Source organism: Halomonas sp. SL1 (assembly GCF_003030865.2).
Classification (GTDB): domain Bacteria; phylum Pseudomonadota; class Gammaproteobacteria; order Pseudomonadales; family Halomonadaceae; genus Halomonas; species Halomonas halophila.
The window spans coordinates 172771-185977 of record NZ_PYUQ02000016.1; the positions used below are offsets into that span (position 1 = coordinate 172771).

General features: G+C 67.5%; 18 protein-coding genes. All 18 read right to left on the reverse strand.

The window, feature by feature from the left end; genetic code table 11:
- Positions 1–3: 3 nt before the first annotated feature.
- On the reverse strand, positions 4–552 hold the full coding sequence (locus C9J49_RS10965) for a head-tail adaptor protein (protein ID WP_107182096.1): 549 nt from the start codon (positions 550–552) through the stop codon (positions 4–6).
- Complete coding sequence (locus C9J49_RS10970; protein ID WP_107182097.1) at positions 549–1082, reverse strand: hypothetical protein; 534 nt, start codon at positions 1080–1082, stop codon at positions 549–551. The genes C9J49_RS10965 and C9J49_RS10970 overlap by 4 nt, the downstream gene beginning before the upstream one ends.
- A gap of 3 nt (positions 1083–1085) precedes the next feature.
- Positions 1086–1355 (reverse strand): hypothetical protein, encoded by a 270-nt coding sequence (locus tag C9J49_RS10975; protein WP_107182098.1) that lies wholly within the window; start codon positions 1353–1355, stop codon positions 1086–1088.
- An 81-nt stretch (positions 1356–1436) separates the two neighbouring features.
- The gene (locus C9J49_RS10980; RefSeq protein WP_107182099.1) at positions 1437–2687 is read right to left on the reverse strand and encodes a phage major capsid protein; all 1251 of its coding nucleotides are present in this window, start codon (positions 2685–2687) and stop codon (positions 1437–1439) included.
- Positions 2688–2757: 70 nt separating this feature from the next.
- A complete protein-coding gene (locus C9J49_RS10985) occupies positions 2758–3477 on the reverse strand; it encodes a head maturation protease, ClpP-related (protein ID WP_220084867.1) in 720 nt (239 codons plus the stop codon).
- The gene (locus C9J49_RS10990; RefSeq protein WP_107182100.1) at positions 3464–4717 is read right to left on the reverse strand and encodes a phage portal protein; all 1254 of its coding nucleotides are present in this window, start codon (positions 4715–4717) and stop codon (positions 3464–3466) included. Before C9J49_RS10990 ends, C9J49_RS10985 begins: the two co-directional genes overlap by 14 nt.
- Positions 4718–4727: 10 nt before the next feature.
- On the reverse strand, positions 4728–6449 hold the full coding sequence (locus C9J49_RS10995) for a terminase large subunit (protein ID WP_107182101.1): 1722 nt from the start codon (positions 6447–6449) through the stop codon (positions 4728–4730).
- Entirely contained in the window at positions 6412–6930 is a 519-nt protein-coding gene (locus C9J49_RS11000) for a phage terminase small subunit P27 family (protein WP_107182102.1), read from the reverse strand. The genes C9J49_RS10995 and C9J49_RS11000 overlap by 38 nt, the downstream gene beginning before the upstream one ends.
- Before the next feature lie 191 nt (positions 6931–7121).
- The gene (locus C9J49_RS11005) at positions 7122–7436 is read right to left on the reverse strand and encodes an HNH endonuclease (RefSeq protein WP_107182103.1); all 315 of its coding nucleotides are present in this window, start codon (positions 7434–7436) and stop codon (positions 7122–7124) included.
- 2 nt (positions 7437–7438) lie between these two features.
- Positions 7439–7567: a hypothetical protein gene (locus C9J49_RS17345; RefSeq protein WP_258394034.1), complete on the reverse strand. Its 129-nt coding sequence runs from the start codon at positions 7565–7567 to the stop codon at positions 7439–7441.
- Positions 7548–8039, reverse strand: coding sequence for a hypothetical protein (locus C9J49_RS11010; protein ID WP_107182104.1), 492 nt, complete (start codon positions 8037–8039; stop codon positions 7548–7550). Before C9J49_RS11010 ends, C9J49_RS17345 begins: the two co-directional genes overlap by 20 nt.
- The gene (locus C9J49_RS11015) at positions 8027–8377 is read right to left on the reverse strand and encodes a phage holin, lambda family (RefSeq protein WP_181454288.1); all 351 of its coding nucleotides are present in this window, start codon (positions 8375–8377) and stop codon (positions 8027–8029) included. Before C9J49_RS11015 ends, C9J49_RS11010 begins: the two co-directional genes overlap by 13 nt.
- Before the next feature lie 39 nt (positions 8378–8416).
- Positions 8417–8983 (reverse strand): N-acetylmuramoyl-L-alanine amidase, encoded by a 567-nt coding sequence (locus C9J49_RS11020; protein ID WP_107182106.1) that lies wholly within the window; start codon positions 8981–8983, stop codon positions 8417–8419.
- A gap of 270 nt (positions 8984–9253) precedes the next feature.
- The gene (locus tag C9J49_RS11025; protein ID WP_107182107.1) at positions 9254–9631 is read right to left on the reverse strand and encodes a hypothetical protein; all 378 of its coding nucleotides are present in this window, start codon (positions 9629–9631) and stop codon (positions 9254–9256) included.
- Between the two features lie 275 nt (positions 9632–9906).
- Positions 9907–11367 carry a primase-helicase family protein gene (locus C9J49_RS11030; protein WP_107182108.1) on the reverse strand — a complete coding sequence of 487 codons (1461 nt, stop codon included), beginning with the start codon at positions 11365–11367 and terminating at the stop codon, positions 9907–9909.
- The gene (locus C9J49_RS11035; RefSeq protein WP_146612986.1) at positions 11367–12407 is read right to left on the reverse strand and encodes a PriCT-2 domain-containing protein; all 1041 of its coding nucleotides are present in this window, start codon (positions 12405–12407) and stop codon (positions 11367–11369) included. Before C9J49_RS11035 ends, C9J49_RS11030 begins: the two co-directional genes overlap by 1 nt.
- Positions 12404–12613, reverse strand: a complete 210-nt coding sequence (locus tag C9J49_RS11040) for a TraR/DksA C4-type zinc finger protein (RefSeq protein ID WP_107182110.1) — start codon at positions 12611–12613, stop codon at positions 12404–12406. Before C9J49_RS11040 ends, C9J49_RS11035 begins: the two co-directional genes overlap by 4 nt.
- Positions 12606–13109 (reverse strand): phage regulatory CII family protein, encoded by a 504-nt coding sequence (locus C9J49_RS11045; RefSeq protein ID WP_107182111.1) that lies wholly within the window; start codon positions 13107–13109, stop codon positions 12606–12608. Before C9J49_RS11045 ends, C9J49_RS11040 begins: the two co-directional genes overlap by 8 nt.
- Between the last annotated feature and the right edge of the window lie 98 nt (positions 13110–13207).

The window sequence follows — 13207 nt, forward strand, 5'->3', positions numbered from 1 at the left end:
GGCTCAGCCCGGGATGGTGAACAGCTGGACGGTGAGGCCGTCGTCGGTGCCTTCGACCTGGCCGACGATCTCCAGGCTCAGGCCGGCGATCTGGATCAGGTCGCCACGCTCGCACCAGGGCCAGGCCAGCTGCGGCTGAATGACCTCGACGAGGTGGCGCGGCTCGTTGGCCTCGCCGACGAACACGTTGTTGCGCACCAACCAGGCGTCGATCGAGTAGCCGATGCCGGTGGCGAACGGCACGTACTGCGCCGGCACACCCTGCAGGCGGCGGGCGGCGATCTCGACCATGGTGCGTGCCGGGTCGATGGCCTCGATGATGAACAGCGCGCCGTCGGGGCGCTCGATCAGCATGCCGGGCACGAGCCCGGGGCGCGGCCGCATGCGCACCAGGGTGGACGCCGGGGCGCGGATGCCCTGCTGCTCGGTGCGGCCGGCGCTGCGAGGCTCGACGAACTCGGCCCAGGCCTGGCCGGCATCGGGCCAGGCCGGCGGGTGGCCGTGGCGCGCGCCGCGGAGCGTGACGCGATCGCGGAGTTTGCCGGCTCTCATGTCGGGGTCACCACGTAGTGATCAAGCAGGCCATCCAGAAACTCGTGGTCGGCGGTGATGCTGCCGGCGATGGCCTTCTCACGGTGTTCGTACATGCCGGCGATGGTGGCCAGCATCCACTGTCGGATCGGTGCGGGCACGTCCTCGGCCGCCTCGCCGTAGCCGGCTCGGTATTCCACCGTGACGGTGCCGACCAGGCGCCGGGCGGCGATCACCACCGGGAAATCGCCCGGCTCGACCTGATAGTCGGCCACGGCCAGCTCGCCCTGGTCGTCGCTGACGCTTGTCACCTCGATCACTGGCCAGCGCCGCAGGCATACGGTGTTGCCGTCCGCGGCCTGACGTTGCTGCCAGTCCTGGGCGATCAGGGCGCGGCCGGTGCGCTGCTCGGCTTCCTGCCGGGCGACGATGATCAGGCGCGTGAACATGGTGTCGTGCTCGTCATGCTCGACGACCGACTGCTCCTTGGCCTCGACGACGCTGACCGGCTCGACGTTCGGCTCGGTGACCCGGCGAGTGCGCACGATCATGGATCAGCCCTTCGCCGCTTGCTTGCGCTGGGCCTGGGCCGCGCGCACGGCGCTCTGGTGGCCGTCGGCGGCGCCCTTGTCGATCAGCCGCCGGGCGACGTCGTAGGGCAGCTTCGGCGTGTCCAGCGGCTTGTAGTCGTCCTTGCCGACCCGCTCGTCGCGCAGGATGACCACGGTGAGGTGGCTGGGCGCCTTCTTCTCGTCCGGCTTGGCCGGCGGCGTGGTCTGGGACTTGTCGTCCTTGGCGGCCTGGGTGGCGTTTTGTTCGGCCATGATGCTGGCTCCTCGATTCAGTGCGAGAACAGGTGACTACCTGCGGGGCCGGCAGCCCCGCGGGTAGCCTCAGCGACTCGATCAGCTGGAAGCGTTCTGGAAGTGCTTCACCGCCCCGCCGACGTCCATCAGGCGACCACCGGAGCGCATGAAGGCGAGGAAGCCAACCTGGCCCTTCTCGGTGTACTTGGAGTCGGTCATGCGGAAGAACTGGATCTGCATGACGTCGCGGATGATGTACTTGGCGAAGTCGCCGAACAGGATCGGCTTGTTGCCGGCGCCCAGCTGATCCATGTGCTGGTTGATGGTGTAGCGATAGCTGTTGAGGGTGTCCGGCTCGCTGGTGGCAACGCCCGGCACCCACAGTGGCCGACCGTCGCCGTCCTTGAGCTTCTTCAGCTCGCGCAGGGTCATGTCGTGGAACATGTAGCCGACGTTACCGCTGCGGCGGTAGGCCGGATCGACGCTGTGCTCGAGGTCCACCAGGTCGTCGTGGCCGGCGCTGTCGGTCTGGCCGGTCGGCGCGACCTTGCCGGCGGCGGCGCTGGTGACGATGCCATGGGGCTGGCCGGTACCCGTGCCGGTGGTGAACAGGCGGTTGGTGATGCGGCCCAGACGCTCCTGCAGCAGCTCGCGCACGTAGGCCTCGAGGTCGATCTCGCTGTCCTGCAGCAGCTCGAAGGGCAGCGCGATGGCCTTGGACGAGAACTTGTAGGTGCCGTGCGGCAGGGTGCCGAAGCTGGTCTCGCCGGTGGTAACCCCTGCGTTCTCGCCGACGATCTCGCCCTCTTCGCTGGTGGCGTCGGTGGTCGGCCAGTTGATGGGCACACCGCTGGCGGTCTGGATGACCCGCGACACTTCGCGCATGCCGCCGAATTCCTTCAGCGCCTTGAGCAGCTCGGCGCTGAACTGGTCGGGTGCCAGATAGCCGCCTTCGCTGCCGGTGCCGGTGCTCATGGCGTTTTCCAGCATCTTCTGGCGCACGGCTTGGACGTGCTCGCGCTGCTCGGCGTTGAGGCCGTCGACGCCGTGCTGCATCCAGGCGCGGAAGATCGCGCTTTCCTTCTGCTTGAGCGCGGTGGCCTCGTCGGTCGAGATGCCGCCCTGGCCGGCACGATCCTCGATGCGGTGCTTCTCTTCGGCCTCGCGGTCAAGCAGCTTCTGCTGGCGATCGATCTGGGCGTCGAGGTTGTCGATCTCGCCGATCAGGTTGTTGTACTGCTTGTCCTGATCTTCACCCCACTTGTCGCCGGGGTGCTGGTCGAGCAGCTCGCGGGCGGCCTTGGCGGCCTTGGTGCGCTGCTCCCGCAGGTCTTGGATGCTCTGAGGCATGATGCTGTCTCCTTCGCTAACGAAAACGCCGCCCGGTGGGCGGCGCGGGGATATGGCACGCGGGAGCCCGCTAGTGCCTTTCGATCAGCGCGAGCCGTCGTTCGGCTTGCGCTCGGTCGTAGAGCTGTTCCGGGGGCGGTCCTTCCGTGAGTGACCGCGGGGTGTTGTGGTAGGCACCCAGGTTCCACTGGGCAGCGTTGCGCTGCCGGCGCTCGGTTTCGAGGATCGCGTCGATGAAGCCATGGGTCTTTGCCTCCTCGGCGGTGAACCAGGTTTCGGCCTCCATCCAGGCGGTGAGCTGGTCACGCTCGCCGCCGGTGCGCTTGGCGTAGGCGTCGAGGATGGAGTCGTCGACCTTGGCCAGCAGGTTGCGCTGCTGGTCGTGGTCGCGCTTGTTGCCCATGGTCAGGGTCCAGGCCTCATGGATCATGAAGAAGCCACCATCGGTCATGTCGACCTCGTCGGTGACCATGGGCAGGAAGGTCGCGGCGCTGGCCGCCAGGCCCTCGATGTGGGCGACCGTCTTCACCTTGAGCTGCGACAGCGCGGTGGCCATGGCGCGGGCCTCGAAGACGTCGCCGCCCGGCGAGTTGATATAGAGGTGGATCTCGTCCACGTCGCCTTCCATCTGGCGGATCTCGCGGTTGAACATCTCGGCGCTGATGCCGAACCAGTCGCCGATGGCGTCGTAGACGTAGAGCTCGCCGCGCCCCTCGTTCCGCACGGCGCGGAAGTCCTTGGGCCGGGCCTGGTTGTCCAGAAACAGTTGGAGCAGCTTAGGCATTGGCATCGGGGTTCACCTCGGGCGTATAGAGTTGGTCGCCGCCTTCGATCGGGGGCAGGTTCTCCCGGGCGCGGACCTCATTGGGGGTCATGTAGCCGGGGTTCTGGGTGCCACCCAGGCCTGCCTTGTAGTACTCGGCGCGGGTCTTGGCGTCGCCCCGCAGCAGGGCGGTGACGTTGAACTCGGCGAAGAGATTGCGATCGCGCAGCAGCTTGCGGTTGATCTCCTGCGCCCAGCGGGTCAGGTGCGGCTGCAGGGTGTAGATGATGAAGCCGAGACCCATCTGCTCGAGGCCGCTTCCCCAGCTGGTGGACTTCTCGTTGGCGTTGATCATCCAGCTGGGCAGGCCGAAGGCGCGGGCGATGTCGGTGACCTGAAACTGGCGGGCCTCCATCAGCTGGGCGTCCTCCGAGGTCATGGTGATCTGCTTCACCTGGGCGCCGCCGACCAGCATGCCGGGCAGATGCGCGTTGGCGGTGCCCTGGTGCTTCCTCAACCAGTTGTTGCGGATCAGGTCGATCTGTTCCTGGCTCGGCGTGCCGTCCGTGGTGATGACGTGGTCCGGCCGGGCGCCGTTGCTGAAGAAGCGGGAGCTGTATTCCTCCGCGGCCATGGCCAGGCCGATGCCCTGCTTGGCCGCCAGGCCAATCACCGAGGGACTGCTGACGCCGTCGAAGCCGACGTTCGGCAGGTGCAGGACGTCATCCTGATCGATCCCGACATAGCCCTCTTCGTCCAGGTGGGCGTAGTAGCGCAGCCGGCCGCCGGTCTTCTCGATGATGGTGGCCTGCCGCGGCAGCGGATCGAGCCGCTCGGGCTCGCCCCGGCGGTTGCGGCGAATCCATGCCAGGCCGTCGCCGCGCAGCAGCATCGAGGCGATCTGAAACTCGCGCATGGCGCTGGACGTGAACAGCGGGCTGGCTTCCTGATTGAGCAGCCACCACAGCTCATGGTCGACCCGCTCGCGGCCGGTGGCGGTGCGACGGTAGATGTGCAGCGGCATGGTCGACACGGCGCCGCACAGCATGCGCACGCAGGCATAGACGGCGGTGACGCGCATGGCGGTCTCGGCGGTCACCGGCGGCCCGGCGTAGCTGGGGGCGGCCTGGAAGAGCTCCATCATGCCTTCGGCGTCACCGCTGCTGACGGTCTGGTCCTTGATACCAGAGTCAGGCGTGACCGTGGGCTCTTGGCGCGCCTCCGGCGCGGCGTCGCGGCCGGTCAGGCGGTTGAGTAGATTGCGCATGGCGCTCCCGTCACAGGATGATGAAGCCGGGTTCCGGCTCGGGTTCGGCCGGCTCGCCGAGCGTCAGGGCCGTGGCCATCAGCGCGGCGACGATCCCGTCGACGCGGCCGGTGGCCTTCTTCTTGTCGATCTTGCGGTTGCCGGCCGGGTCTTCGCTGTAGATGGCGTTGGCCGCGCACCATGTCAGCACGGGGTGCCCTTGGTGGCGCAGCTCGGCGTTGACCAGCCGGCGCTCGAACTCGTCGACCGCCGGAGCCATGTCCTTGAAGCCCTGCCCCACGGGGCTGAGCGGCGGCAGGCTGAGGCCTTCGTCGTCGATCAGCGAGGTCAGATCCTCGATCCGCCAGCGGTCGAAGCCGATGCCCTGCAGGTCGAAACGCTCGGCGACGTCGACCAGCTGGTGCAGCACATGGCGCTTGTTGATGGCGCGGCCCGGCGTGGTGTCGAGGTGGCCGTCCTTCTGCCACACCAGGTACGGCACCCGGTCCTGCTCGGCCTTCTTGGCCAGGCCTTCCTCGGGCAGCCAGAACCAGGGGCGCATGCGCCACACCGGGTCGTCGTCGGTGGGCTCGAACATCAGCACCAAGGCCGTGAGGTCCTGGGTGCTGGAGAGGTCGAGCCCGGCATAGCAGCGACGGCCGGCGAGCAGCGCTTCGTCCAGATCGGCGTCCTGGGTGGCCAGCCAGGCGTCGCGGCTGATGGCCGGGTTGTCGGCCTGCACCCACTGGCAGAAATTCAGGCGGCGCACCGTCGCTTCCTTCGATGGCATGCCCCGCGCCTGGGTGACCTGCTCGCGCAGGTATTTGAGCCCGGGGATGCCGTAGGGCAGCGAGGGGTTGGCCTTGTACCAGCATTCCTCGTCGTCGAAGGGGTCGTCGGTTTCGTCCAAGCCACAGACGAAGCCGAAGAAGCTGTCGTCCTCGAGCACGCCGGCGGCGACCTTGTCGGCGTAGTCGTGATAGTCCCAGCACACCGTGAGGCGGTCAGTGCCGGAGTTGGTGATCATGAAGATCAGCGCCTGCTCGCGGGACTTGGTCCCGGCGCGCATCATCTCCACCACCATGGCGGTCTTGTGCTCGTGGATCTCGTCGAGCAGCGCGATGTGCGGCCGCGGGCCGGACTGTCCATCGTCGGCGCTCACCGTGCGGAAGAAGCTGGCTGTCTTGTGGAAGGCGAGGTTGTACTCCTTTCCGGTCGACCCGCTCTTGGCGATGCTTCGAGCCAACAGCGGCGATTGATCGACCATGGCCACGGCGTCACGGAACAGGATCTGGGCCTGGTCCTTCTTGGTCGCCGCGGCGTAGACCTCGGCACGGTGCTCGCCGTCGGCGACCAGACCATAGAGCCCGACGCCGCCGGCCAGCGGCGACTTGCCGGAGCCCTTGGCGGTCTCGACGTAGGCGACGCGGAAACGCCGGAAGCCGTCTTCGCCCTTCCAGCCGAACAGGCTGCCGACGATGAAGGCCTGCCACGGCAGCACCTCGAACGGCTGGCCCTCGAAGCGGCCGCCGTTGAGGCGCAGCACGTCCTCGAAGAAACCGATCGCGTGGTTGGCCGCGTCGAGGTCCCAATGCAGCCCGCGGGCTTCGCCCTCTTCCAGGTCGCGCAGGTGCCGCGCGCAGGCGGCGCGAACCTGGGGGCCGGCGATCAGCTCGCCGTCGGCAACCGCCTGGGCGTAGGCTGTGGCGCGGTCGTCACAGGCCGTACTTTTCGGCGGTCTCCGCTTGCTCATTGGGGAACAGCTCTCCTTGTGCCGCCGTGCCGGGGCCGAGGCTCGCGCGGGCGCTGGGGTTGAGGCCGAACGAGCTGCCGGCCTTGCGCATGCGTTCCTCGGCGCGGTTGGCCAGCTGCATCCAGGCGGACATCTGCTTGTAGCCGCTGGGCGTGGTCTCGACGAAGCCGGAGTCTTCCAGCTGGGTGATCTTCTCGCGAGCGCGCTTCCAGTCGGACCAGGCCTGGCAGTAGACGGCCAGCTCGCCGCGATCGAGCTTGCTGATCAGGCCGAGGGTCTGCAGATCCTTCGCGATCCGCTTCCATTCGCCCTTGGCGTCCTTCGAGAGGAACGCCGGGCACGGCGGGATCTCGGCTTGGATCTGCGGCTGGCTGCCCTGCCCGCCGGCCAGCTCGTGCGCCGGCAGCTTGCTCGGGTTGCCGCGGATCGCGTGGACGTTCGCCGGCAACGGCTTACGCCCGGAATTCCGGTTGCCTGCCATGGCGACACCTCCGTTCGCATGTGGTGTAGGTGATCGGGCCAGCTGGTGGGGCTGGCAATGTCGGGTGCTGCCGGTCGGCAACACCCCAGAATCAGAGGTACCCCCCTCCCTTTTTTCCCGCTTGCACACGCGAAGGGAAGGCGTCCGGTCGAGGGTTCGAGGGCCGTAGACTTTTGATACCCCCCTCCCCTTCACTGGCTCCAGTGATGGCCGGGGGTCAACGGGATGCCAGACTCGTCGCATCCCTGGTCGCCTCGCTCCATGCGCTGCTTCACGCTGTCGTGGTGCCACTTGCACAGCGGCTGCCAGTTGTCGCGATCCCAGAACAGGGTCATGTCACCGCGATGGGGCTTGATGTGGTCGACGATCACCGCCGGTACCACCTTGCCCTTGGCCTGGCACATGGCGCACAGCGGATGCTTGCGCAGGAAGCCGGCGCGCGCCTTCTTCCAACGGTTGCCATAGCCACGCTGGGCGCTGCTGCCACGGCGGTCGTGATCGCTCATGGTCACTCGGCCTCGGGCGATGTCACCGGCCGCTGCTGCTGATCCACCGCAGCGCGGTCGGCATTGGCCCGGCGGCGCAGCGACTCGTAATCGGCCAGCAGCTGCAGCAGGTCACGGTTGTGCGTCGCCATCCGTTGGGGCGCCGGCAGTGGCGTCACCAGGTGCGGAGGCACTCGGCACATCTCCGCCGCCTGTTCCACTGGCATCTGCGGCACCGGCGTCGAGGTCGCGCACCCAGCGTTGAACGTCATCAGGAAGAGGCAGGCCGGCCCAATCAGCAGTTTCGGCATCGTCATGCTCCAGGCGCCGGGCGGCGTCACGTTGCTGGTCGATGGCCCGACGATCCTCGGCCAGCCGCTGGTCTCGCTGTTCGAGGGCGTCGGTCAGCAGCCGCATGCGGTCACGCTGCCAATCCAGCATCTCGCCGAAGGCCTCGGCACGGTTGTCGGCTACAGTGGCGCGCGCCTCGGCGGCGTCGCGCTCGGCGGCGTACTGGCGGGCCAACATGCCGGCGAACACGGCGATGGCCAGCAGCATGGCCAGCAGGATCGGCGTCACCTGCCCCAGCGCGCCCTTGAGCAGCCGGCCGATCACCGCGTCCACCGCTTGATCAGGCGCTCGGCGGCGGCACCGGCACGGTCGCGGAACCACTCCACGCCGAGGAACGCCAGCGCGGCCCCGATGGCGACCGCCAGGTTCTGACTCAGACCGAAGTGGTTGAGCACCGGCATCATCGCCAGCGTCATGCAGCCGCACATCACGGCCTCGAGGATCGACTTCACCGGCTTGCCCCCGGCGTGCAAGGCCCGCACCAGGGCCAGGGTGAACGCTAGCCCCGCGGCATACAGCTGAGGCCACACGGCGGCAACGGCATCGAGCGCCGCCTGCCACACATTGGGGTCCTTATCGGGGCTCGACATGGCATCACTCGTCTGGGTCATGGAACACCTCATTGGCGTCCCTGCGTCGATGGGTTCTCGTTATGCGCGCGCGGCCTCGGCGATCTCGACGGCCACCGCGTGGGCCAGCAGCCGGCGATACTCCTGGTAAGCGGCCAGGTCACCGGCGCTGGTCAGGAAGAACAGCTCGTGGATGATGCCTCCGCCATCGCTGACGAACGCCAGCCGGTGGTGATGGCCCGCGTTCTCGGGCTTGGCGCCGCGGTTGCGGACCCCCAGCACCTCGGCGGTCACGCTGCACAACCGACCGGCCAGCGGGAACGCCTCGGCCCGAGACAGCGTCTCGGTACCGGAGGCCCGCGGGCTGGCGGCATTGCAATGGAACTCGATGGCGATATCGGCCTCGGCGGCCAGCTTCACCGCCTGGCTCAACGGCCAGTTGGTCTGGGCCGGGCCATCGGTCAGGTGCCGGATGCCGTCGCGGGCCAGCTCGGCGCTGACCAGGTCGCGGAAGTCGGTGACGATCTCGGCCTCGCTGTGGCCATGGGCCACGGCGCCGGGGTCAGTGGCGCTGTGCCCGGCGCTGATCATCACGGTGTGCCGCTGGGGGTCGGCCGGCTTGGCCGCCACCCGGTCGATCCAAGGCATGCACGCCTCCGCTCGATAAGTGCCGCCCGAAGGCGGCGCCGCCCACCACGGCGGGAGTACTCGGTGCGTCAGAGCACCCCAAACAAAAGCGCCCCGGCACGAGGGCCGGGGCGAATGCAGGGGACTGGCTAGGCAAGAAGACCGATCAAGGCGCAGCTGTCTGACGGTGACTGAATGATGACCCTCGAGTGCGGTGGCAACAAGGCGCCGGTAATGCCAAAGGCGCAATGTCTAGGTAATGCCCCGGCAATGTCCCGTAATACGCCAGTATCATGCACGCCGCCGTTTCAGCTGATTGCCCAGCTCAGCCTTCAGCGCCTCGTGCAGCGCCTGCAGGCGGTCGTAATAGGTTCGCTTGGCCATGCCGAGACGGCGGGCCTTCTCGTCGCTGTAGCCGTTCCAGCGGTAGTGCTCGTGGGCCAGCACCTGGTGCCGGTCGTCCAGCTGCTGGAGCGCTTGTTCGACCTGCCAGGCCAGGTCATCCAGCTCGCCCAGGCCCAGCGGGTCGCGGCTGCCCTTCGGGCCAGTGCCACGCGGCGGCGGACCGCCGAACTCGACCATCTGCCCGATCGGCGAACACTGGCGCATCCCGCTGCCCCGGTGCTGCTCGGCCCAATGCTGCAGCAGCTCGTCCATCTGCTTGATCATGTGGTGTGCTCCTCGTCGTGGTGGTCAGGCCTGGTGGGTGGCCTCTGTCGGACTGTCTGACGGTCTGTCGGAATATCTGTCTGATGAATTTCCTTCTGTCTGTCAGCTAGTTACTTCATTCTTCAGACAGTCAGACAGAATATAGAAGGGGTTAGTCATGTGCGTACGCGCGCGCATGGGCCACCGGAGAAATCAGCGTCGGACTGTCGGAAACCGCATGGTGGCGGCAATCCTGCGTCTGAATGTCCGTCTGATGGTCTGTCTGACTGTCGGAATCATTGGCGAGCGCCCTCGTCGGACTTCAGCTCGAGCTTGAAGCGAAAGGTCCTCGCCTGCTCTGCCGCATGTTCAGGCCAGCCCGCCTTGCCGATCCGGTCGGCCTGCTCGGGTGGCACGAACAGCCGCGTCGTCTTGAACTCGCCGTTGGCCGCCGGGTAGCGAATGTCCCGCCGGTCCCGCATCAGGTCACGGGCCACCTCGTCGCAGAACCACCGCTGCTTGGTCTTGAACTCGTTGGTGTTCTCGCACCATCGCAGGAAGGCCTTCCACAGGTCGGAGACCGCTACCACCCCATAGGGCAGCGCCAGGTCGCCCGCTCGCCACTCGTGCACGAAGAAACGCGCCGGCGACAGGCTCGAGTCGATCAGCCGCTGCTTGGCGTCCGACAGCGGCGGCTTGGTGTGCGGCTTGAAGTCGGCCAGATCGAGATCCAGCAGGTATCGGTAGAAGCATTCGACGCCGCCCTGGTCGATCTCCTCGGCCAGCTTCTCGAAGTAGTCCGGCGGCGGCACGTCCTCGACGTGGAGCACAAAATAGCGCCGGTCGCCCAGGTCGAGCTCCAGGGGCACCGTCGAGTTGGACAGGAAGACGAAATTCACATGGTTACGCTCGCTGCGCAGCGGCATGTTCTTCTCGTTGATCTGCAGCTCGTCGCCGGTGACCACATGCTTGAGCACGCCCTTGTAGTGGGCCTTCTCCGCTCGGCTGACCACCTCCTCGGCCAGCGCGAACAGCCGCCGCGACTGCCAGCCCGTGAACTGGCTTTCCAGCTGGGCCTGGCCGATCGTGATGCCGTACTCGCCATAGATGCGCTTGAGGATGCCCTCGAACAGAAGCGACTTGCCGGTACCCTCCGAGCCATGCACGAGCACCGCCGTGGCCATCTTCGTGCCCGGTTTCTGCAGCGGGAGGGCCATCCACTTCAGCAGCCAGAAGTATTCTTCCTCCCGGTGGCCACACAGCCGCCACACATGGTTGAGGATGCGCTCGCAGCCCTGCCGGCTCCGGGCGTCCGGCTCCATCTTGAAGCCGTCATAGAGATTCACCGACAGCCGCGGGTCCACCGTCTCGGCAGGATCGAACACCACCTCTTCGGCAATCATCCGCCACGGGTGGTCCTGCCACTCCTTGAACGTCTCACGACCGACCGCCTCGCGAACGTGCGGCACTCGGATCAGCTTGCGGCGCAGGCCGTCCCAGATCAGATCGGTGCCGTAGATCAGCCGGAAGTGGTGGAGCATGTCCTCCTTGCGGACGCGAACGCCATACGGATTCGCCTCCTCCTCCCCCTCCGGCGGGAGTGTGGGCGCGGCGTCGGGGGCTTGCCCCCCTTGGTCACCGCACGCCCGGGAGGGGGCCACGGGGAGGCCATCATCATTGGCCGCCTCGAGGGCGGCGCTGATCCTGTCGCGCACGGCATCCAGCCCCTGCGCGACATGCAGGTCATTGAAATCCATCAGGCCGCCTCCGTGCGCTCGATCGTCGGGAAGACTGCCACCGCGCCCAGCGCCTCGGCCACCTGCTCAGCCTTGCTCCGGCCGGGGTTGTTGGCCACCTCAGGGTCATCGTCCCCGCAGATCACCAGCTGGGCGTCCGGGTAAAGGTTGCACAGCAGCGGCGCCACCCGGGCCAGATTGCCGGCATCCAGCGCCACGGCCACCGGCCAGCCCATCGCCGCACGTATGCTCGCCGCTGTGGCATAGCCCTCGGCCACGCCGATCAGCGGCTCGCCGTCCGGCTCGCCCAGCATGTGCCACAGCCCGGCCTTACGGCCGTACTTGGGGAACAGCTTGGTGCCGTTGGCCTTGATCACCTGCAGCGAGTGCACCGTGCCCTGATGATCGCGCAGCGGGATCACCAGGTCGCTCTGTTGGATGCGCAGGAAGGAGATGTGATCCGGTCGCGGTTTGGGCAGCTCATCGAAAAAGCGCTTCACGTCGCCGCCGGCCCAGACGTTGGTCATCTGCGCCCGGTCGTCGATGCTGATCACCAGCGCGCCACGCGGGAACCACACGCCATGCGCACCCACCTGCTTGCGCTCCAGGTACGGCGAGCGCCCCTGGTCGCGGCAGTGGTGCTGCAGCACATGCCGGCAGGCCATGCCCACCGCCCGCTGCATCGCCGTCCGGCGCTCCTCGTCGGCCTCGATCTCGACCTCGCGGGCCTTGCGCCGCTCCTCGGCCTCGGCCTTCAGCCGGCGGCGATCCTCGGCGCTCATCTCGCGCTTCTCGCGCTGCCAGCCGCCATCGCTCGCCAGCTTGATGATGGTGCCCAGGCGAACATGGCCCGGCGTCAGGCTGCGCCACACGCTCTTGGCATCCGCCGCCTTGTAGCTGGCCGCCTGCTGGCTCCACTCGTCCCAGGCGGTGAAGCCATCGTCGCCGTACTCCGTCTTGCAGGCGTTGCCGACGCTGACCCAGGTCTCGCGGTCGTCGGCAGGGATGTGCTGCAGGGCGAGGCGCAGCTCGTCATGGGTTAGGGGATCGTGCTGGCTCACCGGCGCGCCTCCCGACGTGTCTGGCACGCCACGCAGGTCGCCACGCCCGGCAGGCGCTCACGGCGGGCGGCGGGGATCTCCCCGCCGCAGTCCTCGCATTCGGTGGTGGCATGCCGCCCCACCGCTTCCGCCGCGGCACGCCGCGCGGCCAGCGCCTGCTCTAACCGTTCGTCGATCAGATCCTGAGCGAGGTCGGCCTTATCCATGCTCCACCTCCCCGATCCCGGCGGCACTCAGCTCCAGGGCCAGCACCGCCTGCATCAGCTGGCGAGCCCGCTTGCGCAGCTCGGCACGCTCACGGTCGTCGACGATCCCGTCGCGGGTCGTCTCGCTCACGCTGTTGAGCATCTCGCCCAACTGGTCGTGCAGAGTACCGATCACCTCGATCAGGTCGAACGACGTTTCGGCCTGGCAGGCATCCGGGCGCAGCCAGATCGCACCGCCGGCAATCTCGCCAATGGCGTCGAGAATGCGATCGTCCTGGGTGGCACCCAGCACCGCCTCGAGGTCGGCGATATTGGGGGTATGGGGCTGATGGGTCGGGCTCAGCTTGTGCTGCAGGGTGGTGGGGTTGAGGCCGTAGACGGCAGCGACCGCCTTCACGCCGCCGGTGTATTCCCGAGCAGCGTGGTAGAGGGCCAGGGGCAGCGGCAGGACCTCGCGCTTAGCGCGGTCGACTGAGGTGGGCCATCCGCGGGACATGGCAATACTCCCTTCAATGTGCCATGCGGCCCGCTTTCCGATGCGTTATTCTTGAAAGCGTGACCACATGTGGTGTGCGTCATATCGCCGGGGGAAGT

Excerpts from the sequence above, each read along its gene's own strand:
- C9J49_RS10965 (WP_107182096.1), bottom strand. The coding sequence starts at position 552 with ATGAGAGCCGGCAAACTCCGCGATCGCGTCACGCTCCGCGGCGCGCGC.
- C9J49_RS10970 (WP_107182097.1), bottom strand. The coding sequence starts at position 1,082 with ATGATCGTGCGCACTCGCCGGGTCACCGAGCCGAACGTCGAGCCGGTC.
- C9J49_RS10975 (WP_107182098.1), bottom strand. The coding sequence starts at position 1,355 with ATGGCCGAACAAAACGCCACCCAGGCCGCCAAGGACGACAAGTCCCAG.
- C9J49_RS10980 (WP_107182099.1), bottom strand. The coding sequence starts at position 2,687 with ATGCCTCAGAGCATCCAAGACCTGCGGGAGCAGCGCACCAAGGCCGCC.
- C9J49_RS10985 (WP_220084867.1), bottom strand. The coding sequence starts at position 3,477 with ATGCCAATGCCTAAGCTGCTCCAACTGTTTCTGGACAACCAGGCCCGG.
- C9J49_RS10990 (WP_107182100.1), bottom strand. The coding sequence starts at position 4,717 with ATGCGCAATCTACTCAACCGCCTGACCGGCCGCGACGCCGCGCCGGAG.
- C9J49_RS10995 (WP_107182101.1), bottom strand. The coding sequence starts at position 6,449 with ATGAGCAAGCGGAGACCGCCGAAAAGTACGGCCTGTGACGACCGCGCC.
- C9J49_RS11000 (WP_107182102.1), bottom strand. The coding sequence starts at position 6,930 with ATGGCAGGCAACCGGAATTCCGGGCGTAAGCCGTTGCCGGCGAACGTC.
- C9J49_RS11005 (WP_107182103.1), bottom strand. The coding sequence starts at position 7,436 with ATGAGCGATCACGACCGCCGTGGCAGCAGCGCCCAGCGTGGCTATGGC.
- C9J49_RS17345 (WP_258394034.1), bottom strand. The coding sequence starts at position 7,567 with ATGGCGACGCACAACCGTGACCTGCTGCAGCTGCTGGCCGATTACGAG.
- C9J49_RS11015 (WP_181454288.1), bottom strand. The coding sequence starts at position 8,377 with ATGACCCAGACGAGTGATGCCATGTCGAGCCCCGATAAGGACCCCAAT.
- C9J49_RS11020 (WP_107182106.1), bottom strand. The coding sequence starts at position 8,983 with ATGCCTTGGATCGACCGGGTGGCGGCCAAGCCGGCCGACCCCCAGCGG.
- C9J49_RS11025 (WP_107182107.1), bottom strand. The coding sequence starts at position 9,631 with ATGATCAAGCAGATGGACGAGCTGCTGCAGCATTGGGCCGAGCAGCAC.
- C9J49_RS11030 (WP_107182108.1), bottom strand. The coding sequence starts at position 11,367 with ATGGATTTCAATGACCTGCATGTCGCGCAGGGGCTGGATGCCGTGCGC.
- C9J49_RS11040 (WP_107182110.1), bottom strand. The coding sequence starts at position 12,613 with ATGGATAAGGCCGACCTCGCTCAGGATCTGATCGACGAACGGTTAGAG.
- C9J49_RS11045 (WP_107182111.1), bottom strand. The coding sequence starts at position 13,109 with ATGTCCCGCGGATGGCCCACCTCAGTCGACCGCGCTAAGCGCGAGGTC.